The sequence below is a fragment of the Thalassotalea sp. 1_MG-2023 genome (assembly GCF_030546745.1).
Classification (GTDB): Bacteria; Pseudomonadota; Gammaproteobacteria; order Enterobacterales; family Alteromonadaceae; genus Thalassotalea_C.
Window position 1 is genome coordinate 276,012 of sequence record NZ_JAUOPD010000001.1, and the last position, 24,686, is coordinate 300,697.

Consider the following 24,686-nt stretch of genomic DNA (forward strand, 5'->3'; position numbering starts at 1 on the left):
GAATAGCGTAATAGTGAGTTTTTTATTGATAAACGATTTTTTGCATAAAAGACGGTATGAATGATTGAATAAATCTGTAAAAAAACGTAGTAATCTGTATACTGTCGGCAAAATTTTCGAACTTAAATACGATTAAACAAATGGAACAATTTATTGCGTTTTTAGGGAATCACCCTATGTTAACCGCTGCTTGGGTTGGTATATTTTTGGCGATTGTAGTCATAAGTGTTCGCATAAAGCTTTCTCCGATCAAACAGTTATCTCCTCAAGAACTGACTTTTCTCGTAAATAGAGAAGAGGGTGTTGTGGTAGATATACGCTCAGAAAAAGAGTTTAAAACGGCTAGAATTTTAGACGCTAAACACTTACCAAGCGAAAAAGCGAATAAAGATGACTTTGCTACGCTTGAAAAATCGAAAGATAAACCCATTATTCTTGTATGCGCTGCTGGTGTATCAGCTTCAAATGTTGCCAATAAAATGCTTAAAGCAGGCTTTAGCCGTGTCAGTGTTTTGAAAGGTGGCATGAATGCTTGGTCTGGTGCAGGGTTACCAGTAGCAAAATAATTTGATTAATTGAGAATTTGTCATGGCTGTTGAAATTTATACCAAAGTTACATGTGGCTTTTGTATGCGAGCAAAAATGCTGTTAGATCAAAAGAACGTAGATTATCGTGAAATTAAAATTGACGGTGATGCTAAGTTACGTGAAGACATGATCAAGCGGGCTAATGGTGCCTATACGGTACCGCAAATTTTTATTCATGATCATCATGTGGGTGGTTGTGATGAGTTATTTGCATTGCACGCTCGTAATCAGCTTGATGACTTATTGTAGAAAAGATAAACATAGATCACCGATCTCTCATTATTTAATAAATAGAACCGCTGTTTAATCTACAGCAACTCACTAAGGAATATATATTATGGCTGACGAAAACCAAAGCAGCACAGAAGGCGCAGAACAGGCGCCACAATTTGCCATTCAACGCGTTTACACAAAAGATATTTCTTTTGAAACGCCTAACTCTCCTGCTATTTTTCAAAAAGAATGGAAGCCAGAGTTGAAGTTAGATTTAGACACACGTTCTAAAAAACTTGCTGATGATACCTATGAAGTTTGTTTAGCACTTACTGTAACAGCAACAGTTGAAGGACAAACAGCCTTTTTAGCCGAAGTTCAACAAGCAGGTATTTTTACCATTGGTAACTTACCAGAAGCTCAGCTTGCGCATACTATTGGTGCATTTTGCCCAGCAACACTTTTCCCGTATGCGCGTGAAGCGGTATTTAGTTTAGTTAACCGAGGTTCTTTCCCTCAAATTAACTTAGCGCCTGTTAATTTTGATGCACTATTTGCTTCTTATGTTCAACAGCGTTCAGCTGAGCAAGGTGCAGAAGCGCCTGCGAGTACAGAAACCCACTAATGACACACCAGTCATCAATGGATATTACCATATTAGGGGCGGGGTCTTACGGCACCGCCCTTGCTATTTGTTTTGCTCGTAACGGCCATAACACTTTGTTATGGGGACGTGATGTTAAACATGTTTCAGCCATGGAAAAAGCGCGGTCAAATGAACGTTATTTACCTGGTGCTAAATTTCCCGAAACATTAACGGTAACCAATGACTTATCATCGGCGGTATCGGCAAGCGATAATGTATTAGTTGTGGTGCCAAGTCATGCTTTTGCCGATTTACTTAAAAGCATTAAATCTGATTTAACCGCTAATGCACGTATCGCATGGGCAACTAAAGGTTTAGACCCTGATACAGGGTGTTTATTGCAAGATGTTGCTCGTCAAATTTTAGGTAATGAAATTGCATTGGCTGTATTGTCTGGCCCAACTTTTGCGAAAGAAATGGCCGCAGGTTTACCTACCGCAATTTCAGTGTCATCTACAGAGCAGTCTTTTGTTGATGAACTTTCTCGTTTATTACATTGTGAAAAAACCTTTCGTGTTTATTCAAATAATGACTTTATTGGTGTGCAACTCGGTGGCGCAGTAAAAAATGTTATTGCGATTGGCGCTGGAATGGCTGATGGTATTGGCTTTGGGGCTAATGCCAGAACAGCATTAATTACACGCGGTTTGGTGGAAATGTCACGTTTAGGTGCTGCCTTGCATGCCGAACCTACTACCTTTATGGGCATGGCGGGCTTAGGTGATTTGGTACTCACTTGTACGGATAATCAATCACGTAATCGCCGTTTTGGTTTAGCGTTAGGCCGAGGTACCAATGTTGAACAAGCGATGCAAGATATTGGTCAAGTGGTTGAAGGTTACCGAAATACCAAAGAAGTACATATGTTAGCGCAACGCCTTAATGTTGAAATGCCTATTGTTGAGCAGGTGTATCAAGTGTTGTATTGTGGTAAAGACGCTAAATTAGCAGCGTCTGATTTATTGTCACGCGAACGTAAATTCGAATAATATTTATATCGAGTTTTCAAACCCTAACTGACGCCACGCCTCGTAAATGATCACAGAGGTGGCGTTAGATAAATTCATACTTCTACTACCTGCAATCATCGGGATACGTATTTTATCTTTGTCTGGTATTTGCTGTCGTACTTCTTCCGTTAAACCTGCTGTTTCTGAGCCAAATAGTAAATAATCACCCTTTGAAAATGAAACATCGCCGTAATAATTTGTCGCTTTAGTGGTGATGGCTAAGATACGTTGAGGTTGTTCAGAATTCACGAAGTTGGCAAAATTTTTATGGCGCTTTATTGCTGCAAACTCATGGTAATCAAGCCCTGCGCGTTTTAACTTTTTATCATCTAAATCAAAGCCCAGTGGCTCAATGAGGTGCAAATTAAATCCTGTATTGGCGCACAACCGAATGATGTTACCGGTATTGGGCGGAATTTGCGGTTGAAACAATACCACGTCTAACATAATGAATTCTCGCGATCGAAATAAAACGGTATTATACCGTTTAGCATCTCGAAGAGAACAGCATTGGTTAGAAAGTTTAGTGCATGTTAGGTACACTACAATGGTTCTTATGTATCCATAGCGTTGTAAAGCAATGACAAAAAAACAGGCTAGTTATCAACGGTTAGTAAAAATCGCCGCGTTTTGTGCGGTTCTGTTTGCGGTTGTGCAAATTTCCATAAAGTTATATGCATGGTTTATTACTGGCGCAAGTGCAATGTTAGCCTCTTCTACAGATTCACTATTAGATCTTGCTGCTTCGTTTATCAACCTTATCATGTTAACTATTGCCTTGAGACCAGCCGATCACAACCATAAGTTTGGTCATGGCAAAGCGGAAAGCTTAACTGGGTTGTTTCAATCTGCTTTTATTTTAGCGTCGGCAATATTCCTTATTATTCATGGTATTGAACATACCTCAAACCCCGTTATTATTCAGCAATCACACGTAGGTATTTGGGTAACTATTGTTGCTTTTGCACTTACTTTATTGTTAGTTGTTATTCAAAAATGGGTGCTTAAACAAACAAATTCTTTGGCCATAGAAGCTGACAGTTTACATTATCAATCTGATTTACTGTTGAATGCTGGGGTGTTGTGTTCATTAATACTGAGCGATTATTTATGGCCAAAAGCGGACGGTATTTTTACTGTAATTGTTGGTGTTTTTCTCATTGTTGGAGCATTTAAAATATTAAAACAAAGTGTTGATCAACTGATGGATCATGAACTAACGGATGAAGAGATAAAGATAGTTCAAGACGTGGTAACAAAACACAAACTAGCTATTGGAGTGCATGATATTCGTAGCCGGCAAGCAGGTGAAAAACGGTTTATACAATGTCATTTAGAGCTTGACGATGACTTGCCTTTATATCAAGCACACGAAATAGGCGAAGAAATTAGGTTAGCGGTAGAAGCGCAACTGGCGCCTTGTGAAGTGTTCATTCATCATGACCCTGTTTCCGTTGTGGTAAGGCATTGATGAATATATGTAAGTACCTCTTCACGTATGTACTCTTGTTCAAATAATAATTCATGCCTCGCTTCATCAAACACTTTGGGGTTGTGTGCGCACAACTGTGGATAGAGATGATGTAACCGTTGGCAGAACGTATTTTGTGCTCGGTTATCTACGATAACATCATTAGCCGCTTGTAATATAAAAAGCGGTGTTTTGATCTGCGATAATTGTCGAAAAATATTCTTATTTGCTTGCAAAGCTTGCGCTAACCAATGAAACGTGACACCACCCAACTGTAATGTAGACTCTTGTTGGTATAAGTTAATAAAGCGTTCAAATCGAGCACTACATCCCATTAATGGGTTATCAGTAAATAGGGCTGGTTGGTAATTTTTATGACCAGGAAAGTACCAGGGTTCTACTGTTGCCATGCGATTGATACAGTTGCCTAATTGAATAATCGTTTTGGCTAACCAGTAAGGCGTTTTGCCAAAATTGATTGCGATCATCGGTGACGCTAGAATAGCTGATGTTATTGATACTGAATGACGTTGTAACATCCGTAATGCGATTGCGCTGCCCATAGAGTGGGCAAGAATGGATAGGCTTTTATTCGAGATAATAGGCTGTACTTCGTTAGTAATAAAGGTGGCTAAGTCATCGGCATAATAATCAAAATGTTCAACATACCCTTTATGCGTGTTCCCTAGTATTCGTTGAGATATGCCTTGGCCACGATGATCGGGTATAAAAATGTTAAAACCCATCGCCGATAAATCATAAGCAAGTTCTTGATACTTTAAATAACTTTCGCTACGCCCGCTAGAGATCACAAGGGTTGGTAATTCCGGATCTTTAATAATATAAACATAAGCGATACGTAGATTACCTATACCGATGAAACTCGCTGTTTTGGCTTGTTGCCAAAAACTTGCTATTGCACCCAATTTTTTCTTATTCAATTCACTCATGACGTTTCAGCTTTAGCTACTGCTTCACCTTAGTACGAATAGCATTGAATTATAAACTATATGGCAAGGTAATAGTGACAATGAGTCCACCTGATGGATTATGCGTGGCCATAATACTTCCTTGATGTTTATCTATCGCTTGTTTGGCAATGGCCAGGCCTAAACCCGTACCACCACTGTCTCTGTCTCTGGCATCAGATACCCGGTAAAAAGGATCAAACAGTTTGGATAAGTGGTGGTCTTGAACGCCTTTGCCGTGATCAGTGACACAAATTTCAACGATGTCTTGATATTGGCGTAGTGTCACTTCAATAACTTGATGTTCATGGCTATATTTAATGGCATTAGATATCACGTTATTAACCGCACTACTAAGAAGAGGCGCGTTTAATTTCAATGCAATATTTTCTTCGGAATTTAGCTTAATGTTGATGTTTTTTTCATTGGCAATCAGTTGCGCATCTTCAACTATCGTTGACATTAATTGTGAGAGATCACAAAGCGTCATTTGTATGGGTTCTAAGGTGTTTTCATGACGAGAGAGCGTTAATACATTACTGATCATGTCATCAAGTTGCATTACTTCTTTTTCGCAACGGGATAATAAATTATTTTTCTTTTCATCATCTGGCAGCGTTTTATCTAGTAAGCCCAAAGTGATTTGTAATCGTGTTAACGGCGACCTTAATTCATGTGATACGTCAGCTAATAGTCGTTGATGAGCAGAAATATTATTCTCAAGCTTATCGGCCATTAAGTTAAAGCTTTTTGCCAGTTGACCTAATTCATCTTGACGATTTTCATTATTTTCAACACGGGCTTTAAAGTCACCATTACCAATTACTAACGCTGCTTTTTCCATGGCACGTACTGGTTTGGTTAAATATTTTGCGAAAATCCAACAAAAGCACAGGCTTAATAATATAGGAACGAAAATTCGTACCCAATGTGGCATCAGCAGGATTGTTTCACTAACATCACTACTTTTTACACGAGATGCGATAAATAATTGATATTCAGCACCTTGGATTTCTAACGTAGTAGGTCCGCTAATTCGAGCATAATGGAATAATACACTTGTTTTATGCGTGATTTCATTTTTTCTTAGGTATTTGGCTAGAGGTTTCGCAAAACGTTTATTATGGTAATAAATGTGATTTGTTTGTGGATCTTTTATAAATAACGTTTGTTTTAAGAATCGGTCGCTACGCTCAATTGCTTGGATTGGCGTTTTAAAGTTTTGTTGTTCAATTCGGCTCGTAATGCGGCTTAATTTAACCATGTCCTTTGCATTAGATGGCAAAATAACATTTTCTTGATCTAGCTGATTAGTGAGAAAGTGAGTCATCGCAATAGACAATATTGTGGTGATCCAGAAAACTAGAAAAAGTTTAACGCCAATTGAGCTAAAAAATTGTTTAAGTTTCAACATGCGTTATTACTCGTTACCCGATAAAAAAATATAGCCAGCACCGCGAATAGTTTTAATTTTGTCATCTTGTGCATACGCTGAAAATTTTCTTCGGATATTGCTTACATGCATGTCGATACTGCGATCAAAAGGGCTGAGTTTACGTTGCATGACTTGCTGTGATATGAGTTCTTTACTAACAATTGAACCTGAATTCTCCATGAGTAACGTGAGTAATTGATATTCTGTGCCAGTTAACTCAATGAGTTGATCATGACAATGTACTTCATGGGTAGCGGGGTTCATCTGAACATGGTTAATATGGTAATTTACATTGTGATTTTGCTGTTGTTGAACAATATCAATTCTGCGTAAAATGGCGTTGATGCGGGCTAATAACTCACGATGTTGGAAAGGTTTAGCGAGGTAATCATCAGCGCCAAGCTCTAACCCTAATACTTTATCGGTTTCATCGCCTTTTGCGGTTAGCATTAAAATGGGCGTTGCATGTTTACCACCTAACGCTTTTAATAATTCAAAACCGTTAAGCCCTGGCATCATAACATCAAGCAAAATTAAACTATATTTACTGTCTTTTGCTGCGGCTAAGCCTGAAATACCATCATGCCGAGCTTCCAGTTGAAAACCTTCGTATGACAAATATTCACATAACAGATCAGTTAACGTTTTATCGTCATCAATCATTAATATTGTACGTGTATCTGTCATCGTTTATTTCCCTGTCGTTGGTATTTGCATTGTTATATTAACCGAGCAAAGGGGGAGACATGAAGTCTTTACATAACTTTTACATTCCTTTGCGTTTCTTTGCATTGAGTTCGTTATGATAATTGTGAATCTTTTAGAGGAGAGTACTATGAACAAATTATCATTGAAGTCTTGTATTGTTGCAATCAGTTTAGCTTTACCATTAGCGCTACCTGCTCAAGCAATCATGTTAGATCAATCAACAGATACAGCCCAAAAAGAAATGCGTCACCATAAAGGTAAATCAATGGCGAAGCATCAGTTAAAAAGAATGGCGCGATTCTTACAGTTAGATGATGCTCAGAAAGCGCAGATTAAAACGATTTATCAAGATGCAAAAATCGTTAAAGAACAAAATAAAGCAAGCAGAAAAGCATTTCGTGATGAAATGAAAGCGTTAGTGCAAAGTGAAAATTTTACTGAGCAAGCTTTCTTAACGCTACACCAGCAAAATCAAGATCAACTAACAGAATCAGCGTTTCAACGAGCAAAAACTAAAAATGCTATCTATATGGTATTGAACGATGAACAGCGTGAAAAATTTGCCAAATTCCAAGATAAAAGAAAAGGAAAGAAAAAAGCAAAACGTAAAGGAAAACGTAAGCAACACGACTCGTAACGTGATATAGGTCATAAAGGTTAATACTATAACCGCTGCGATGATACAACAGCGTTGCTTGCAAGTAGAACTAAAGGAGTCTTTGTGAAAAAGACTTCTTTGGTTCTTTTTTATTAGAAAAGCTTTGAATTAACACATTTTATCTTGTTGATATATTAACTTTTACACAATTACGACCACTGCTTTTCGCCTGATAAAGAGCGGTATCAGCGTTATTTAACTCTTTTGTTAACGTTGTTTTTTCATCAACATGCGCCACACTAGCGCCAATACTCACCGTGATGGATAATTGGGTTTCATCTTCAAGACTAATAGTAGATAGGGCGATTTTTTTGCTCAAGCGTTCACATATATCATACGCTTGATCTTCATCAGTAATTAAAATACAAAAGGCAAACTCCTCACCACCGTAGCGCCCAAATACATCTTCTTGCCTAAAGAATGCATAGAGTGTTTTTGCAACCGCTATTAATACTTGATCACCAACAGCATGACCATAATTATCATTAAATTTTTTGAATAGGTCTATATCAATTAAACCTAGCAAAATTACAGCTTGATCACGTTTTGCTCTGCTAAGTTGCTTATTTGCTTGCTCAGTAAAGCTTCGTCGATTAGGGATCTCAGTTAAGGCATCGTAATAAGCGTGATGGTATAGCTTTTTATTTGCATCATAAAGCTCTTGAGTTTTTTCATGAATAATCTTTTCAAGGTTTTCTTTTATATTCTTTAAACTGAGGTTTTTAGACTCAAGTTGTTCAGCATAGTACTTTTCACTTGTAACATCACGTTCTAACGCGGCAAAGTGAGTAACATCACCATATTTGTTCTTAAGGGGAAATATGCTCATACTGAGCCAATATGGGTGACCAGTTTTTGAATAATTAAGAATAGTTGTTGTAATGGCTTGTTTGTTTAACAGTGCTTGCTTGATTTTAGCTAATTCATGTTTGTCGGTATCTTTGCCTTGTAAAATACGCGGGGTGTCTCCAATCACTTCATCTTGTGTATACCCGGTTAGTCGTTCAAACGCTTTATTAACATACACAATGCTAGGACCTAGCGGCATATCTATATTTGCAGATTCAGTCACGATGATGACATCTTGTGCATTATCAACAATCGATCTAAATGAGAAAAGGTGCTTTTGTTCCGAGATGTCATTAAAGGTTACTACAATAAAGCTATCTTCAATTTTGTGTGCTAATTCAGGGTACGCGTTGACCATGAACCAAGAAGGCTTCAATTGGTTACTATCAATCACGCCTAATACTTCATTATTCAGTGGAGCTTTAAACCTTTTCACCATTGAAACTGGATAATTTTCATGCTGAACTGGACGATTACCTTCATCGATGAAACGCCACTGAGGGTCTAAGGCATCTCTTCCGATAATTTGCTCGTGCGTAAGCCTAAGTAGTTTGAGTGCGACAGGGTTGGCATATACAACAGTTGTATCCCAACTATGTACAACAATGCCAATATTTGCATTTTCAAGCAGTGTTTGAAGCGTTACACCGTTTAACTTCGTCATTGTTCACCTAAAATAAACTGTAGTTACATCATCTATGAAGGTATTGTCCAATCCTTGTTGAGCTAAATTAAGGTTAGCACAACTATTTAATCTGAAACGTAAATTACTGCAATTAATCGTTGGTTGATTTGAGGGTAAGTTTATATTTTACCAATTGTGCCAAGAGATTGTTAACCAAAACTCATCACGATTAGTTTGTTAAGCTGAATATACAACTAGGAGAGCACACTTTTTGTATTAACGTAGAGTTGTTATTTCATTAAGCTAAACGAAAATATTTTTGTCATTTTACTTTCGATAGGTTTGTTATTGACTTTTGCAGGTTGAAAACGCCATTTGGCCATTGCGTTTCTGATCGCACTTTTAAAATAACTCACTCTACTTTTCTTTTCGAACTCAATGTTTTTCACTCGACCTAAGGTATCGATGGTAAAGTTTACGGCTACGTCGATTTCTAAGCCTTTACGCTTTGCTGATGAGGGGTATCTCGGATCAGGAGACGTTAGCAATAACGCTTTAGAGCGAACCGGCGGGGGTGCTATATTCACAGGTGTTGTTTCTTTTGGCTGAGTAAAGGCCACTAATCGAGAGTGTGGTATTGGCAGCGGAACTGTTCGTTTTACTTGATCCTGATTTTTTTCAATCTCTGGTTCATGATTTAACGCGGCAACTTGTTGAGAATAAGGGTTTTCAAGTCGTGAAGCTTTATTTGATGAACTTGTACGCTCAAAGGCGAGTTCTGAAGATGACTTTTCCGTTACTGGTAATATTGTTTCAATGGCACTTTTAGGTGCTTGCTCGATGTTTAGGGATTCACTTGCAACTGTTTCATTGGATAATGCCGGCTTTTTTTCTAAAGGAGCAATGATGTTTTTCTTCAGCTTTTGTTCCTGTTTTTCAATAGATTGATTGACCTCTTGATCGATAGAGGTTTCATTTGAAGCGAGTGTTGGCGCTGTAGTACTAATCACTTCATGAGAAGTGTTTGTATTATTGTCTTTTGGTACTTTATCTTGATTGATCAATAAATTAGCAATCGAAGCTTGTGAAAGTTGAGCTTCATTTTCTGAAAAAGAACGAGGAGCATCTGTTGCTGAACTTGCAAAAGAGATATAGCCGGAAGATAAATCGACAATTGGCATTTTTATATAAGGTTTTAAAGCCACAGCAAGGATAGAAACGATAATCAACACTGATGCTAAAAACTTTCCTGATTCATCTGTTTTAGCGCAGTGATGTTGATCAACTAAACGAAGTACACGTTTTTTTAAGTCACCGCCAGAAGCTGCCATTGCCATCGTTGGTATTGCGTGATGTCGATGGTGATGGCATAAGCTTGCCGTATCGGTAAGCGTGTGTGCATATGCCAAGGCATCGCCTGATAGTGCAACGGCGATATCATCACTACAATATTCGCGCTCGTTACGCATTTGCTTAGAGATCCAGCGTACAGCAGGGTGGAAAAATAAAAGTGTTTCAATCAACGTTTGCAGTAAATTAACCAAATAATCATAACGTTTGATATGCGCTAATTCATGTAACATTAACATGGATAATTGGGCTGGTGTTAATCCGGTTATCATTGCCGCAGGTATTAATACAACGGGCTTTAACCAACCAATCGCCATAGGCACATCACAATGTAGCGCAATAAGTAATTTCGGCTTTCGTGTTAATTTGATTTTCTCAACTAAGGCTTCAAAGGTGTTATTTAACGGCTTAGAAGGCAACTTAACGCCATGTTTTGGTAATTGAACCACGTGATAAAGTTCAATGATTAACTTCATGGCAAGAATACTGACTGTCGCTAACCAAAGAATGGATAAAATTGGTAATGAACCAAGGACGTCTTGTTGCCAAGTTTGAGGGTTCGTTACCAAGAATAACTCGTCTGTATCAGATGCTGGTAAAGCATTTTGTAAAATTAAAGATGGGCTGATGTCAGGCTGATAAATAAGGAAAAATGTTACAATGGGCACAATCAAGCACATTGCCATTGCTGTGGTTGATAATAGGTATCGGATATTTGTGTGTTTAAAAGAAGTTAATACTAAAGAAAATTTTAATGTGAGCGCGATTAAACCACCCTGCCACAAAAAGTGAATCAAGGTAAGTGCGAGATAATATAATATTGCGCTATTTTCTATGCTATCCATTCTGTTTTTTTACACGAATGTGTGTGTTATTCCTGCTTTTCTAAATCATTTAATAACTTACGAATATCTGCTATGTCTTCTTTACTTGTGCTTTCATTGAGTGCTCGCATCACTAACTTTGACGTTGAGCCGCCGAATGCTCGAGTGATCAGATCACGAATTAACGATGATTGTGTTTGCATTTCGCTATTAGCCGCGGCATAAACATGTGCGCGATTACTTTCATCGCGAATCACCAACGACTTTTCATGCATTATTTGTAATATTTTAAGTACGGTTGTATAGCCTGTTCTTTGTGTTTGGCTTACCGTTTCATGAACCTGACGTACTGTTGCAGGACCAATTTGCCATAAAATATTTAATAAAGTCAGCTCGGCTTCTGTAGGCTTAACACCATTATTATCATGAGCCATTGAAGTTCCTTAATGCTTTGTGTGGTTAACACTGTTTCCACGTTGTTACAATTATATTACGAACATAATCGTATCTCGTGTTGAATAAATGAGCAACTAAAATTTACATTAAATTAATATTAGGTTAACTTGTTGTTATTTATGTTAAATTTTAATTGTTTATTTGTCTAGCATGAAATTCGTTAATAACTTTTCGAGAGTGTTTGGGGAAATTAGTAAAAATGCCATCAACGTTTAATGCTAAACAACGTAAAATATCTTCTTCACGATCAACAGTATACACCCATATCTTTATGTCCGCTTCAGATAAATGTGTGATTAAGTCAGCAGATAAGCAATCTATTGCTGGGTTGACAGCATAGATATTTAATGAAATTAGCGACTCGCCCATATCAACAGGGTTATGAGCAATCAGTGCAGCAACGGCATATTGTGGCATAAACCGTTGGCACGCAATCATTAGTTGGTGATCAAAGCTAGACAATAATATTTGCTTCGGTGAAAAATTAAACTGTTGTTGGGCTTGCGTTAATTGAGCTTGTAATGAGGTTAACAACGCGTTTAGTTCTGTTGTGCTTTGGGGGACTGTTTTGATTTCAAGATTTACTAAAACACGACCATTAATATAGTGCAGTGCTTGAGCAAGGGTGGGAATATGCTGCGCACATCCAATAGTCAGCGCGGTTAGTGCTGTTAAACTAAAGTGATTAATGTCTCCGTTTTTTTGGGTAACATTATCAACAAAATGATCGTGAATAACGACAAAACAGTTGCTTGGTGCATGAAAATGAACATCAAGTTCAATTGCATCAGCACCTTGCACGATTGCTTGCTCAAAGGCGAGTAGTGAATTTTCGGGATATTCGCCACTCGCGCCTCGATGAGCAATAATTTTCATTACGCTAACGTTGACTCTTCGGTGCTAATGGTCGCGAAAGTTTCCCCTAAACGGGTGATTGTTTCAGGGCCAGCTTCAGGCTCAAAATCAACCATATTGGGTGAGAACGTAGCGACGACGGTAGAGCCCAATTTAAAGCGGCCCATTTCTTCACCTTTTTGTAAATGAATCGCGCCAGTGCCAGATTTTGGATATTGCCATCGAAAAACGTCTTTCCCTGCTGGTGGCGTAATGGTACCCGCCCAAGTAGTTTCAATACTGGCAACAATAGTTGCACCAACTAATACCATTGCTAAGCTACCATGTTCTGTATCAAAAATTGTGACAACACGTTCATTTCGAGCAAATAAATCGGGAACATTTTGCGCAGTGAGTGGGTTTACTGAAAATAACTCACCAGGCACATAGATCATCTCTCTAAGTGTGCCGCTCATTGGCATATGTATGCGGTGGTAATCTTTCGGTGCGAGATAAATACAGGAAAATTTGCCATTTTCAAAGGGTTCTGCGGTTTTGTTATCGCCACCGAGTAAGCTTTTTAGGCTATAATTAAATCCTTTTGCTTGAATTAATTGCCCATCTACGATGTCTCCTTGCTGGCTTATAGCACCGTCTACGGGGTAACAAACTTCGTGTTGGTCGGGGTTTATAGGTCGAACGCCTTCTGCTAATTCACGAGTGAAAAATTCGTTAAAAGTAGAAAAATCTTCGGCATTCTTAAATTTCGCTTCTTCCATATTGATATTGTAAGCCTTTATAAACCATCGTATAGCTTTGGTTGTTAACCAACCTGCTTCTGCTGCGGCAAACTTACCAATAAGTCGTGAAATACCGTGTTTTGGCATTAAATATTGTAAAGCGATTTTTATGTTATCTACGGACACGTATGGTTCCTTTAATTATCTTATGTTAGTCATTAAATCTAGACGTTAGCGTATTTGTACTTAGGCTGGATAAAATACGCTGAAAACTTGCTAAACGATCAGGATGAATAGCACCAGCTTCACAAGCGGCTACCAATGCACAGCCGGGATCTGTTTGGTGTTTGCAGTCTCGAAATTTACAGGTGCCAAGGTAGTCTGCAAATTCAATAAAGCCTTGGTAAACTTGTTCAGGCGTTAAATGCCATAAGCCAAATTCACGAATGCCTGGAGAATCAATTAAATCACCACCATCAAGAAAATGGTAAAGCCTTGCCACCGTTGTTGTATGCTGCCCTAACCCTGAGTTTTCAGACACTTCTTTGGTTAATAGGCCAAGTTCAGGCATTAACGAATTAGTTAATGTTGACTTACCAACACCTGATTGTCCGACAAATATACTGGTATTATCTGTTAATTGTGCTTTAAGCGTAGCGATACCTTCTTGAGTTTTATTGGAAACTGCCAATATTTTATAACCAATATCTTGGTATATTTGTAATTGCTCATCGATAATCTCAGTGAGCTCTTCATCAAGTAAGTCTATTTTATTGAGCAGAATAATTGGTGGTATATCGGTTTGCTCTGCAGCAACGAGATAACGATCAATAATATCAGCATTAAAAGCAGGTAATACCGAAGTCACAATTATAATCTGACTAATATTGGCGGCAATGGGTTTAACGCCGTCATAAACATCAGGACGAGAAAGCACAGAATCACGTTCATGCACAGCTTCAATAACACCTGAAATACTGTGCTGTGTTTCTTTTCCTTGTCGCCAAAGTACTTTATCACCACAAACTAAAGAGCCAACAGAGCGACGTAAATTACAGCGAATAATCTCGCCCGATGTGCTTTCAACGTCAGCATGTTGTCCAAATCGGCTGATCACCACACCTTGTTGTGATTCTCCTAATTCGTCATCTTGCCATTCGATAGATGCAGATTTTCGCGCTAACTTCTTCGCTTGGTTGGCGTTAATTCGTCTGAGTTGACCTTTTGTCAGTTTTTTAGCTTTTGCCACAGAATTTTTTCATTTTAATCGTCGTTAATATATAGTTTGATTTAAACAAAGTGTTTTAATCAATATGCGTTGTCACGTATTATACGGATAAATTTATCTTACAGCTATTACTTGTCAACGTTTCGTAATGTTCAAGTGCAAGTCATTAAGGGAAACATATGTCTTTAAGCGACACCAACTTAATTTGGTTAGATTTAGAAATGACAGGTCTTGAGCCTGAGCATGATGTGATTTTAGAAATTGCTAGCATTGTAACTGATAGTCAATTGAACTTGCTTGCTGAAGGCCCCGTCTTTGCTATTCACCAATCTGACGAAGTGCTAAACAATATGAATCAGTGGTGCATCGATACTCATGGTGCATCGGGGTTAACGCAACGTTGTCGAGAAAGTAATACTTCCTTGTTAGATGCAGAAAAGGCAACAATAGCTTTTTTAGAAAAGTATGTACCAGCGGGCGCATCACCGATGTGTGGAAACAGTATTGGGCAAGATAGACGTTTTATTAATAAATATATGCCTAATTTTGAACAGTATTTTCATTACCGAAATCTAGATGTTAGTACGATTAAAGAGCTTGCACGACGCTGGAAACCAGAAGTTTTAGCTAAAGTAGAAAAAAAAGGCGTGCATTTAGCGTTGGATGATATTCGAGAATCGATAGCAGAGCTTAAAGTGTATCGCGAACATTTATTTAATTGTTAATAGCAATACAGTTAGAAAAGCACGACAAGTGCTTTTTTCTTTGCTAAGGTTTAATGGTCAGACCAGTAAAGAGAAAATTATGCGTAATAAACTCGCCAAGACCATTAATAAATTAAATGTATTGCCTGCTGGCATAAAAGGCTTTTTAATAACCCGAATTTTTTGCTCAAAAGTGAAATATGCAGGCACTACTGGAATTATTATTGAACAATTAACCGACGCAAAAGCGGTCGTGCGGTTAACAAATCGAAAAAAAGTTCAAAACCACATTGGCTCTATACATGCTGTGGCCGCTGCAGTATTAGCAGAGTCTACAACGGGTATGGTTTTTGGTATGAATGTACCAGACACTTGCATTCCATTATTAAAGTCGATGCGTATTGACTATCAACGACGAATGCAAGGAAACTTAAAAGCAATTGCATTGTTAAATCAAGATCAACGCGACAGTATTATTAATACTGAAAAGGGTGAGTTAGTCGTACCTGTGAAGATATTTGATGAAACTGACCAACAACCCATAGTTTGCACATTGGAATGGGCATGGGTGCCGAAACGAAAAACTGAAGCTGATAAAGAAAGCCGTTGATTATTAGTCATAATTCCATAAACTGTAAAGATTGCATGTTGAATATGTACCGCTGATTACACGAATAGTAATAAAGGGTAATCACTAAGATTCTTCAAGCTGAAGCAGTAACGCTACGATAGCGTACTGATCTATTTTTGCAGGTAGTTGATAAACGCATGGATTCAAAAACGTCACTTCATAAGCAGTTAGCACCACATTTCACCAAGATATCGTTGGTGTTTTTGTTTTCGGTATTTTTTCTACTCTACCTTATTTACGCGCGGGAGACAGAGCTCGATGCCGTAAATAGTTCTGCTGTGCCGGCTTTGCAAAAACAAGCTGCACTGCATCATTTAACCTGGCAAAGTATGGTGTTGTTTCAACAGCTCACTGAAAGTACTGAAGCAACACAGCTAACAGATAAACACCAGCAATTACTATCACTGCTTGCGCAATTAAGACAACTAACGCCGGTGGGGAAAAGACAGTTTTCACTTATCGTAGATCGTTTTGAAAAGCTCAGTGTCCATGCAAGAACAATCACTAATCATGCTGAAATAAACGAATTACTTCATAAAACGGTATTGATTCAACTGCAGCTCGTACATGATCAACTAAATCAAGAAATTACCAGTAAACAACTTGCTATGGATAAACTTGCACAGCAAATTACTGAAGATAAAGTCTCTGATTCTGTCACGGTATCTCGGGCGAAAGCACACCTAAATCTGACGAATGAGATGACATTATTAACGAAAACACTCAATAGTGTTGTTGAATTACAAGTGATGTTTCAGCGACTATCTATCCGCAGTGTTCAAGTTGATTTTAATTACCTAACTAACCGATTTACTGAAATATTAACGTATTGGCAGCCTGCGTTAACAGAGTATTCGAAGACGGCCGATAGCAACAATAAATTACTTCTTGTTCTTCAAGAGTTGCAGCTATTGATGTTTGGCGAGCAAAATGTCGTTGCTAAATGGCGGGGTCATATACGTATTGCTCAACAATACATAGAACAGGTTAGGTTAGAACGTCAAAATACACTGGAAATATTACAACGAGTAAGACTGCCTTCAATTACTCAACCTGAGTTTCCTGGGTACTTGGCAGTATTGTTAGCACCTTATGCCAAATATAACTATCGCAATTTTTTATTGGCGATACTTATTGTTGTTAGTGTTCTTTATTTGCTCTTAATTGTGCAAATACGCCGTAGTAAACGACAACTTAAACAGTATGAAAGTAACTTATTATCTGTTGTAGAGCGAAGTAGCTCTGGTGGTGAGGTTATTAAAGAGCAGATAACCACAAAATCACTGGCAACAGTGTGTGAAGAAATTACCCAGCTGAAAAAACCTTTACACAATGAATCTGATTACCAACAGTTGCAAGCATCGTTTCAAGAGCAACAAGCATTCTATCTTGAGCACTTAGGAGCTTTTTATACTCAGGAAGCTTCTGAAATGCCTGACATACTCAGTGAAGTATTGTCGAAAGGTAGTAATACACAACATAATATATGGCGAGCATTATTTTCGAATCAACAGATCAAGGTATTATTAAAAACAGCTAAACAAAGCAAAAAGCAACAAACGGTATCAAGGTGTATTGTTGAAAACAAATGGGGAGCAAGTTTTAGCTTTACTATGCTCTATCTTAAAGACCAGTGGCGGGTTTTGGTACAAGATAGACAGGTCTACATCAACTTACAACATGCTTTAGAACAACAACTTAATGATGCCAAAACTGAGATACACTCGTTACAACATCAACATCAAACACAACTATCAGAGTTGCAATTAACAATCACACGCGCCTTATTAAGCACGCAAAATACAGCTAAAAGTTATGAAGATCATTACCAGCAGCTATATCGACGTCTCCAAGAAACGATTACTTGGTGTCATCAGGCGTTATTTTTAGGTGCCAGCAGTAAACGAATTCCTGAATATACAGCAGAGGTTAATTTCAGCAACTTTACGCACTCTGTTATCAATAACATTGCGCTTGAGCAAAAATCTAAAACCAATCGTGTGTTTTTATCCCTAAACGATCAAATTGCAGAACAAGCGACTATAAGCCAGCCTTATGCCAATGATTTCTTACTCACTATTGGCAAACTTGTTCTGCAAGAGCAAATATCAGCTGTGTTGTTATTGTCGATAAACGTAAAAGACGTAAACCCTGGTCAACAAGTGTTAACTGTTGATTACCAGGTTAAACATCATACAAATCAGCTTTCAATTCCGACGATTGTTGCTTTACTTAACGACGATAAGGTGACGGCTAATACGCCAATTGTTATACCTTATCTGCAGGCGCTTTGCCGTAAATTACACATTAAAGACATTCGAATTTCGCAACTTGAACATGGATTCAAGTTAAGTTTTGATTTACCTCTTGCAGTAGCGAGTCATCGTGAAAAACCTGCTAAAGAAGTATATCTTAAACAGCAGCAACTATATTTATTATCAACTGATCCATACTTAACGTCATTTATTAACAATACTGTCATAGACAATCAAGGGAAAGTTGAAGTGTTTTCAAAAGCATCACAAGTACGTGATACGCTTCATGTAAACCATCTGAAAAAGCATGCTGACGCTGTGTTAATAATAACATCAGAGTTAAGCCAGAAAGATCTTGAACTGGTTACTAATCACTTTAATGGCTTACCTGACAAAATTGCGCCCAAATTACAGCTTATACAAGGGTTTTCAGGGAGTTATTTAACGCGAACTGGGCTTTGCTCGTTAAGTGATAACGCTATATCAAATGTACAATTGCTGACGAGTTTGTCTGGATTATTGCATCGCTCGGATATGCATAACCAACTTCTTTCTAGGAAAGTCTTTAATCACTATCATTATCGAGCATCGAAAGTTCAAGTGTTGTTAGCAAGTGCTCGCATAGCGTATCTAGCACCGTTGATAACACTGTTGCAATGGGCTGGTGTAAAAGTAACGACCGTTTGTGAAACACATCAGGCTATCAATTATTGGCAGACGGGACGATTTACCTTGTTATTGACAGACTTTACTCAATCGCCTTTTGTCGAACTATCAGCAGGACGAAAACTAAACAGGGGAGTTTTTCATCTTGACTCAACAACACTGAATATTGACAGGCCTGAAGATTTTTTACATTGGCAAGTAGGAACGCTAGCACCTATTGATAAATTAGAGGAATTACTAGCGCAGTTAGCGCCGTGGCTATCGCCTTTACCGCCACTTGAGCTTATTGAACCTAAGCATAAGCAAGTAGATAAGTTAGTATTAAGTAAAAAGAAAGAGATAAGTAAACCGGAAAAACCTATTCGAACGACTGAAATTGAGCCAACTCGTCATTTAGCACATCAAACACCATTTGATTTGAGCAAGTATGCTGAAAATCAAGGTTCGCCAGAGTTAGCTGTATTTATGCTAGAGGATTATTTGCAAGACATCTCTGAAGCTATATTGACGATAAGTTCAGCATTGAAAAATAATAATATCACCTCACTAAATGAACCGTTATCAATCTTGATCAATAGCAGCAAAATAGTAGCCGCAGAACAGTTATACAGTAGTGCTAACACATTAGCTCAAGCAGTTGCTGTTGGCCATAGCGCCGAAATTCACGAGGCTTTGCAAACAGTGATAACACAACATCAAGCATTGCATGACTTTTGCCAAGCGATTTAAATACCATGAAAATTGATAGTAAAACCTTAAGCCCTTGCATTCGAAACTGCTGTCTAGACAATCATGATGTTTGTATCGGGTGTGGCCGACATGTTGATGAAATTGTCGGCTGGCGAAACTTTTCTGATGCACAGAAATACCAAATTTTGGACAGATGTGTTGAAAGGGTGCATAGTAATAAGAGTAAAGACACCAATAAGTGACACAATTAATGGAAACTGCCGAAAAAGACTTTTTTGTAGGTTATGAAGAACTTAAGGTATTAATTATCGATGATAACACTTTAATTCACGATACATTAAAAAAAACCTTATATGGACTTGGCATTCGTGAAGTTAGGTGTGCACAAAATGCTTATTATGGCATGCGACTTTGCAACGAAATGCAATTTCAAATTGTGGTTTGCGCCTTTAATGTAAATAGTGACAAAGACGGTTTTCATTTATTAGAAGAATTAAAGTTCAAAGGTCATGTCACTAAACGAACAGTGCTAATTTTTTTAAGTACAGAGACCAGCGAAAGTTTAGTCAATTCAATTATTGAACTGCAACCAGATGACTTTTGGGTTAAGCCCTTAATTCCAAAAGTTGTTAAAGAGCGCTTATCAAATACATTAAAAACTAAAAGTAAGTTATTTAACCTATATCAAGCGATTGATAGACGTGAATTTTCAAAAGTGATTTATTTTGCTGATCAGCACTTGAAGAATAAATCATTACGACACCTTCATCCCAATATCCTACGCATGCGTGGTGAAGCTTTGTTAAGCTTATTGGAGTTTCATGAGGCAGAGATCTTTTTTAAAGGATTATTAACGAAATATAAATTTGGCTGGGTATATTTAGGTTACGTTAAGTCTTTATTAAAACAAGGTCGTATTGATGAAATTCATGAACTGATAAGTTCTTTAACCGACAAACCAGAAACACGTTTTGCAATGCATGATTTGTTAGCTCAATATCATATCGAACAAGAAATGTATGCTACGGCTTACGAGGAAATCAAAAAAGCCACATTATTATCGCCACGAAACATAGAGCGAAATAAAAAATCATGGGATCTTGCACGGCTGAATCATGATCATATCGGCCAATTTCAAGCGACAAAAAGTATTGTGGCCAATGCGAAAAACTCTATCCATGATTCGCCTGAGCTATTATTAAATGTGATCAGAGCAGGTATTGATTTAGCAATAACGATAACAGACGGTAGTGCAGATAAACTGTTAAATCAGATTGAAAGATATATTCAACAAGTTCAAGAAGATTATAAAGAAGCAAGTGACTTTAAAGAACAAATAGCGGTCGCGCAAGCTCGCTTATTTAAAGCACAAAACGAAGAGAAACGTGCAGAACGCATTGTTGAACATAAAATATCCCTTAGGCCAACGCCAGAAATTGAAGATAACCTAGATAAGGTGAAAGTTTTTCACGAATTAGGCATGCGTGAAGAAGCTATGATTTTGTTAGAGGCGATTAAAAATCAAATATCTGGTGAGTCACTAACGAGCCAAGTGGTTAACCGGTATATCGAACAAGAAACCAAAGAACGTGCTGATATCCATTTCACTCCTAAACAATTACATGATATGGCGGTTGAGCATTACCAGAAAAAAAGGTTTACGCCCGCATTAGAATCAGTGTTGCAGGCGATACAATTAGCACCTAACAGTGTGAAATTTTCCACGAGCTTACTAAAAATCATGATAGCGATGAAGGAAACTGGAGAATTAAAAGAGGAAGATTACCCTTTTGCAGATAAAGCCATCAAACTTTTTGACAATACTAAATTAGAAGGGAAAAATGCTGAAGTAGTGGCAGAAGTGAAAGAAAACTGGCTGCGTTTCTTTAGAAACCCCAATGCTCAAGAAGATGTTAACATCGAAGAAGCGGGTTAAAAAATCGTTAAGCGTCCCTTGGTAGCCCTTTTTCTATTGAGCGGACTAACCGAGCATGTAAGCGATGTTGTTTGTTTTGCTTAACTGAAATCGTTATTTCTGATTGTTTAGTTTGTTGCTGTTCGATTGCCCAATCAATATGCTCGGCAACCATAGCCGTTGCCTGTGATCTTTTCGCGCGTAGTGCTGAGATAACGTTAGATGAGAAATCACTATTGCCTAAGGCCACCGCAATATTTCGCTGCCAACATTCAAAGCCTATGCGTCTTATTGGAGAGCCTTGCAATGTTGATAAAAAAGTTTCTTCATCCCATGCAAATAATTCAAGCAAGGTTGCAGTATCTAACCCTTGTCTTGCTTGAAAATCTGTTTCTTGAGACAGTTGTGCAAACTTATTCCAAGGGCAAATCAGTTGGCAATCATCACAGCCATAAATTCGATTACCAATGAGGGGTCTAAATTCAACGGGAATGGTGTCTCGTAATTCAATAGTTAAATATGAAATACACCTTCTAGCATCCACTTCGTAAGGCGCTACAATAGCTTGAGTCGGGCAAATTTTAATGCACGCAACACATGAGCCACATGAATTTTCTTTTTTTTCACTAATTGGTAGCGGAATATTGACTAATAACTCGCCGAGAAAAAACCATGAACCGGCATGTTTATTAATCAGCAGAGTATGTTTGCCTACCCAGCCTAACCCTGCCTTTTCAGCTAATGGGCGTTCTAATAAAGGTGCTGAATCAACAAAGGGGCGGTAATCGAGCTTATGGCAATAGTGCTTTATTTTTTCACCTAAGGCTTTTAATCGTTTGCGCATCAACTTGTGGTAATCTCTACCGAGCGCATAACGGCTAACGTAAGCGTGTTCTTTTTTTTTCAATGTGCGGGCAAAGTTTGCATTTTCGGGAAGATAGTCCATTCGAACACTGATGACACGAATAGTGCCAGGGTGAAGTTTATCGGGATGCGCTCGCATATCGCCATGATTGGCCATGTAGCTCATATCACCATGGTACTGATTATCTAACCACTGTTCAAAATGATGATGATATTCAGATAGATCAATATCACTAAAACCGACATCGGCAAAGCCAAGTTCTTTACCCCAATACTTGATTTTTTCGGCTAATTCTAGATAGTTGATAGTTGAGTTATCCATTTACTGAGTGTTAATCAATGCCCATATTAAACTTGCTAAGAAGTTTACCACAAAGCGCCTACTGCGCGACACAAGTGTTAGCGAATGAACAATGTGTTGCCGAGAATCAAGGAGTTGAATTATATGCCTTGATGGAAAAAGCCGGACAAGCTGTTTTCTCGCGCATCCAAGAACAATACTCAGAAAACACACAGTTATTTATTTTAGCTGGTAAGGGTAACAATGGTGGTGATGGTTTTGTGCTTGCAAGGCTAGCAGCAGAAGCCGGTTACAAAGTGACTGTTTATTTATGCGCAGAAGCTGAACAGCTTAAAGGCTGCGCGCTAACAGCTTTTAATTTTTTACAAAATACAACTGTTACGGTTCTTTATCAAAGTGAGCTAGCGCTTTCGTCCAACTTCTTTAAAGAAAATCAATATGATCTGATTATTGATGCGCTATTTGGTATTGGTTATCAAGGAGCATTGAAGTCTGAACTTGCGGAAGTCATTAACCTTATCAATGGAACAAATATTACAATCGTTAGTATTGATGTACCTTCTGGGTTAAATGCCACCACTGGATACGTCGCAACCACTGCAATACGTGCAAGTGAAACCGTTACCTTTATTGTTGCTAAACAAGGATTGATGACCGGCCAAGCTGCTCACTTTGTTGGCCAACTTTATCTTGCAACCCTTTCGCTCAATGAGTGCTTTCAACAAAATGTTGATTCGCAAATATGTCTTCAAGGGCAAAATGCTATTCCCAGTTGTCCTGTACGTAATGACGCTAGTCACAAAGGTCATGTGGGGTTACTGCTTTGTATTGGTGGTTCTGTTGGTATGCCGGGCGCTATCCGGTTAGCAAGTGAAGCCGCGTTACGCACAGGTGCGTCGCTCGTTGCTGTGTGTTGCGATTTCAAAAATCATCAATTTGTAGTAAATGGTCGGCCAGAACTTATGCTTGCTCCAGGTGATGCTGAATCATTAATAAAAAGCCATTTTTTTGAAAAAGCAAAAGCAATGTTAATTGGACCGGGCTTAGGGCAAAATGAATGGTCGTCAGCATTATTTCAGGTGATACTTGAAGAAAAACGACCTTTGGTGGTTGATGCAGATGCATTACAACTATTAGCAAAGTCACCCTGTTACCGAGATAATTGGGTATTAACACCGCATCCAGGTGAAGCCGCTAAGTTATTGAATTGCACTATCAGCCAAATAGAAGAAAATCGCTTTGATGCGGTAAAAGCAATTGCTAAGAAATTTGGTGGTATTTGTGTGTTAAAAGGTGCAGGCTCTTTGATCTCAGATGGTGAGAGAATTTGGATAAATACATCGGGTAATTCAGGGATGGCCTCTGGTGGCATGGGCGATGTTTTATCCGGTATAATAGCGGCATTATTAATGCAAATATCAAATCCAATTGAAGCAACGCGGTTAGCGGTGTACCTACATGGTAAAGCGGCAGATGATATTGCAAAAAAGCAGGGTAAAATAGGTATGTTAGCGAGCGATCTTTTTCTACCTATTCAGCAGTTACTTAATCAGTGAATATTTTATGGCAGTTAACAGTTTACATTTACGCTTGATAGATGAACAAGCAACGGTTGCACTAGGCAACACATTCGCAGAAGCGGTGATGAACCAATTAAAATGTGGTTTTGTCGCTTATCTCTATGGTGACCTTGGTGCAGGAAAAACAACACTAACCCGTGGTTTTGTGCAGGGGTTAGGTCATTCAGGTAAGGTTAAGAGCCCAACATATACTTTAGTTGAGCCCTATGAAATAGGGAAATGGCATGCGTACCATTTTGATTTATATCGTCTTTCAGATCCTGAAGAGTTAGAATTTATGGGTATTCGTGATTACTTTGATGAGAAAGCTTGCTGTTTTGTTGAGTGGCCTGATCGTGGTAAGGGAGTGTTACCTAACGCTGATATTAGTATTTCCTTACAATATTGTGATGAACAAAGAGAAGTAGAATTAACCGCTCATACTTCCAAAGGGCGAACACTTTTGGCAGTATTAGGTGAGCGCTAAGAAAGAGGTAA

At 38.3% G+C, this 24,686-nt stretch carries 24 protein-coding genes; 13 read left to right on the forward strand and 11 right to left on the reverse strand.

The window, feature by feature from the left end:
* The first annotated feature begins 140 nt into the window (after positions 1 to 140).
* The 4 genes from Q4489_RS01160 to gpsA all read left to right on the forward strand — a co-directional run bounded on the left by Q4489_RS01160 (position 141) and on the right by gpsA (position 2,436).
* On the forward strand, positions 141 to 566 hold the full coding sequence (locus Q4489_RS01160) for a rhodanese-like domain-containing protein (RefSeq protein ID WP_303475992.1): 426 nt from the start codon (positions 141 to 143) through the stop codon (positions 564 to 566).
* Positions 567 to 588: 22 nt separating this feature from the next.
* Positions 589 to 837 (forward strand): glutaredoxin 3, encoded by a 249-nt coding sequence (grxC, locus tag Q4489_RS01165; protein ID WP_303475996.1) that lies wholly within the window; start codon positions 589 to 591, stop codon positions 835 to 837.
* Between the two features lie 88 nt (positions 838 to 925).
* Positions 926 to 1,426 carry a protein-export chaperone SecB gene (secB, locus tag Q4489_RS01170; RefSeq protein WP_074497874.1) on the forward strand — a complete coding sequence of 167 codons (501 nt, stop codon included), beginning with the start codon at positions 926 to 928 and terminating at the stop codon, positions 1,424 to 1,426.
* Positions 1,426 to 2,436 (forward strand): NAD(P)H-dependent glycerol-3-phosphate dehydrogenase, encoded by a 1,011-nt coding sequence (gpsA, locus tag Q4489_RS01175; protein ID WP_303476000.1) that lies wholly within the window; start codon positions 1,426 to 1,428, stop codon positions 2,434 to 2,436. Before secB ends, gpsA begins: the two co-directional genes overlap by 1 nt.
* A gap of 3 nt (positions 2,437 to 2,439) precedes the next feature.
* On the opposite strand, the gene trmL is transcribed toward gpsA, so the two are convergent.
* Positions 2,440 to 2,904 (reverse strand): tRNA (uridine(34)/cytosine(34)/5-carboxymethylaminomethyluridine(34)-2'-O)-methyltransferase TrmL, encoded by a 465-nt coding sequence (gene trmL, locus Q4489_RS01180; protein ID WP_303476002.1) that lies wholly within the window; start codon positions 2,902 to 2,904, stop codon positions 2,440 to 2,442.
* Positions 2,905 to 3,037: 133 nt separating this feature from the next.
* On the opposite strand from trmL, the gene Q4489_RS01185 reads away from it, so the two are divergent.
* Positions 3,038 to 3,928, forward strand: a complete 891-nt coding sequence (locus Q4489_RS01185) for a cation diffusion facilitator family transporter (RefSeq protein WP_303476004.1) — start codon at positions 3,038 to 3,040, stop codon at positions 3,926 to 3,928.
* On the opposite strand, the gene Q4489_RS01190 is transcribed toward Q4489_RS01185, so the two are convergent.
* From Q4489_RS01190 to Q4489_RS01200, 3 genes are read right to left on the reverse strand one after another with little or no spacing between them, the layout of a single operon-like run.
* Positions 3,895 to 4,878 carry an alpha/beta fold hydrolase gene (locus Q4489_RS01190; protein WP_303476009.1) on the reverse strand — a complete coding sequence of 328 codons (984 nt, stop codon included), beginning with the start codon at positions 4,876 to 4,878 and terminating at the stop codon, positions 3,895 to 3,897. The two genes, Q4489_RS01185 and Q4489_RS01190, sit on opposite strands and share 34 nt — an antisense overlap.
* 49 nt (positions 4,879 to 4,927) lie before the next feature.
* Positions 4,928 to 6,310, reverse strand: coding sequence for an ATP-binding protein (locus tag Q4489_RS01195; RefSeq protein ID WP_303476013.1), 1,383 nt, complete (start codon positions 6,308 to 6,310; stop codon positions 4,928 to 4,930).
* Positions 6,311 to 6,316: 6 nt separating this feature from the next.
* Positions 6,317 to 7,018 (reverse strand): response regulator, encoded by a 702-nt coding sequence (locus tag Q4489_RS01200; RefSeq protein WP_303476016.1) that lies wholly within the window; start codon positions 7,016 to 7,018, stop codon positions 6,317 to 6,319.
* A gap of 148 nt (positions 7,019 to 7,166) precedes the next feature.
* Here Q4489_RS01200 and Q4489_RS01205 point away from each other — a divergent pair, with 148 nt between their 5' ends.
* Positions 7,167 to 7,676 carry a Spy/CpxP family protein refolding chaperone gene (locus tag Q4489_RS01205; RefSeq protein ID WP_303476019.1) on the forward strand — a complete coding sequence of 170 codons (510 nt, stop codon included), beginning with the start codon at positions 7,167 to 7,169 and terminating at the stop codon, positions 7,674 to 7,676.
* Positions 7,677 to 7,815: 139 nt separating this feature from the next.
* On the opposite strand, the gene Q4489_RS01210 is transcribed toward Q4489_RS01205, so the two are convergent.
* The 6 genes from Q4489_RS01210 to rsgA all read right to left on the reverse strand — a co-directional run bounded on the left by Q4489_RS01210 (position 7,816) and on the right by rsgA (position 14,624).
* Positions 7,816 to 9,210 carry a diguanylate cyclase gene (locus Q4489_RS01210; RefSeq protein ID WP_303476022.1) on the reverse strand — a complete coding sequence of 465 codons (1,395 nt, stop codon included), beginning with the start codon at positions 9,208 to 9,210 and terminating at the stop codon, positions 7,816 to 7,818.
* A 251-nt stretch (positions 9,211 to 9,461) separates the two neighbouring features.
* Entirely contained in the window at positions 9,462 to 11,366 is a 1,905-nt protein-coding gene (locus Q4489_RS01215; RefSeq protein ID WP_303476026.1) for a M56 family metallopeptidase, read from the reverse strand.
* Positions 11,367 to 11,392: 26 nt separating this feature from the next.
* Entirely contained in the window at positions 11,393 to 11,779 is a 387-nt protein-coding gene (locus tag Q4489_RS01220; protein ID WP_074497895.1) for a BlaI/MecI/CopY family transcriptional regulator, read from the reverse strand.
* 151 nt (positions 11,780 to 11,930) lie between these two features.
* Entirely contained in the window at positions 11,931 to 12,677 is a 747-nt protein-coding gene (locus Q4489_RS01225) for a glycerophosphodiester phosphodiesterase (protein ID WP_303476031.1), read from the reverse strand.
* A complete protein-coding gene (gene asd, locus Q4489_RS01230; protein ID WP_303476034.1) occupies positions 12,677 to 13,561 on the reverse strand; it encodes an archaetidylserine decarboxylase in 885 nt (294 codons plus the stop codon). The genes Q4489_RS01225 and asd overlap by 1 nt, the downstream gene beginning before the upstream one ends.
* 25 nt (positions 13,562 to 13,586) lie before the next feature.
* Positions 13,587 to 14,624, reverse strand: a complete 1,038-nt coding sequence (rsgA, locus tag Q4489_RS01235; RefSeq protein ID WP_303476038.1) for a small ribosomal subunit biogenesis GTPase RsgA — start codon at positions 14,622 to 14,624, stop codon at positions 13,587 to 13,589.
* Positions 14,625 to 14,782: 158 nt separating this feature from the next.
* Between rsgA and orn the strand changes: the two genes are divergently transcribed.
* The 5 genes from orn to Q4489_RS01260 all read left to right on the forward strand — a co-directional run bounded on the left by orn (position 14,783) and on the right by Q4489_RS01260 (position 21,485).
* Positions 14,783 to 15,328 carry an oligoribonuclease gene (orn, locus tag Q4489_RS01240; RefSeq protein ID WP_303476040.1) on the forward strand — a complete coding sequence of 182 codons (546 nt, stop codon included), beginning with the start codon at positions 14,783 to 14,785 and terminating at the stop codon, positions 15,326 to 15,328.
* Positions 15,329 to 15,407: 79 nt separating this feature from the next.
* The gene (locus Q4489_RS01245; RefSeq protein WP_303476042.1) at positions 15,408 to 15,917 is read left to right on the forward strand and encodes a DUF4442 domain-containing protein; all 510 of its coding nucleotides are present in this window, start codon (positions 15,408 to 15,410) and stop codon (positions 15,915 to 15,917) included.
* 158 nt (positions 15,918 to 16,075) lie between these two features.
* Positions 16,076 to 19,588 carry a hypothetical protein gene (locus Q4489_RS01250; RefSeq protein ID WP_303476044.1) on the forward strand — a complete coding sequence of 1,171 codons (3,513 nt, stop codon included), beginning with the start codon at positions 16,076 to 16,078 and terminating at the stop codon, positions 19,586 to 19,588.
* A 5-nt stretch (positions 19,589 to 19,593) separates the two neighbouring features.
* Positions 19,594 to 19,791 carry a DUF1289 domain-containing protein gene (locus Q4489_RS01255; RefSeq protein WP_303476136.1) on the forward strand — a complete coding sequence of 66 codons (198 nt, stop codon included), beginning with the start codon at positions 19,594 to 19,596 and terminating at the stop codon, positions 19,789 to 19,791.
* A gap of 8 nt (positions 19,792 to 19,799) precedes the next feature.
* Complete coding sequence (locus Q4489_RS01260) at positions 19,800 to 21,485, forward strand: response regulator (protein ID WP_303476047.1); 1,686 nt, start codon at positions 19,800 to 19,802, stop codon at positions 21,483 to 21,485.
* Between the two features lie 7 nt (positions 21,486 to 21,492).
* Here Q4489_RS01260 and queG read toward each other — a convergent pair whose 3' ends face one another.
* Complete coding sequence (gene queG / locus Q4489_RS01265) at positions 21,493 to 22,650, reverse strand: tRNA epoxyqueuosine(34) reductase QueG (RefSeq protein WP_303476049.1); 1,158 nt, start codon at positions 22,648 to 22,650, stop codon at positions 21,493 to 21,495.
* 17 nt (positions 22,651 to 22,667) lie between these two features.
* Here queG and Q4489_RS01270 point away from each other — a divergent pair, with 17 nt between their 5' ends.
* Positions 22,668 to 24,185, forward strand: a complete 1,518-nt coding sequence (locus Q4489_RS01270; RefSeq protein WP_303476052.1) for an NAD(P)H-hydrate dehydratase — start codon at positions 22,668 to 22,670, stop codon at positions 24,183 to 24,185.
* Positions 24,186 to 24,192: 7 nt separating this feature from the next.
* Entirely contained in the window at positions 24,193 to 24,675 is a 483-nt protein-coding gene (gene tsaE / locus Q4489_RS01275; protein ID WP_303476055.1) for a tRNA (adenosine(37)-N6)-threonylcarbamoyltransferase complex ATPase subunit type 1 TsaE, read from the forward strand.
* Positions 24,676 to 24,686 lie beyond the last annotated feature (11 nt).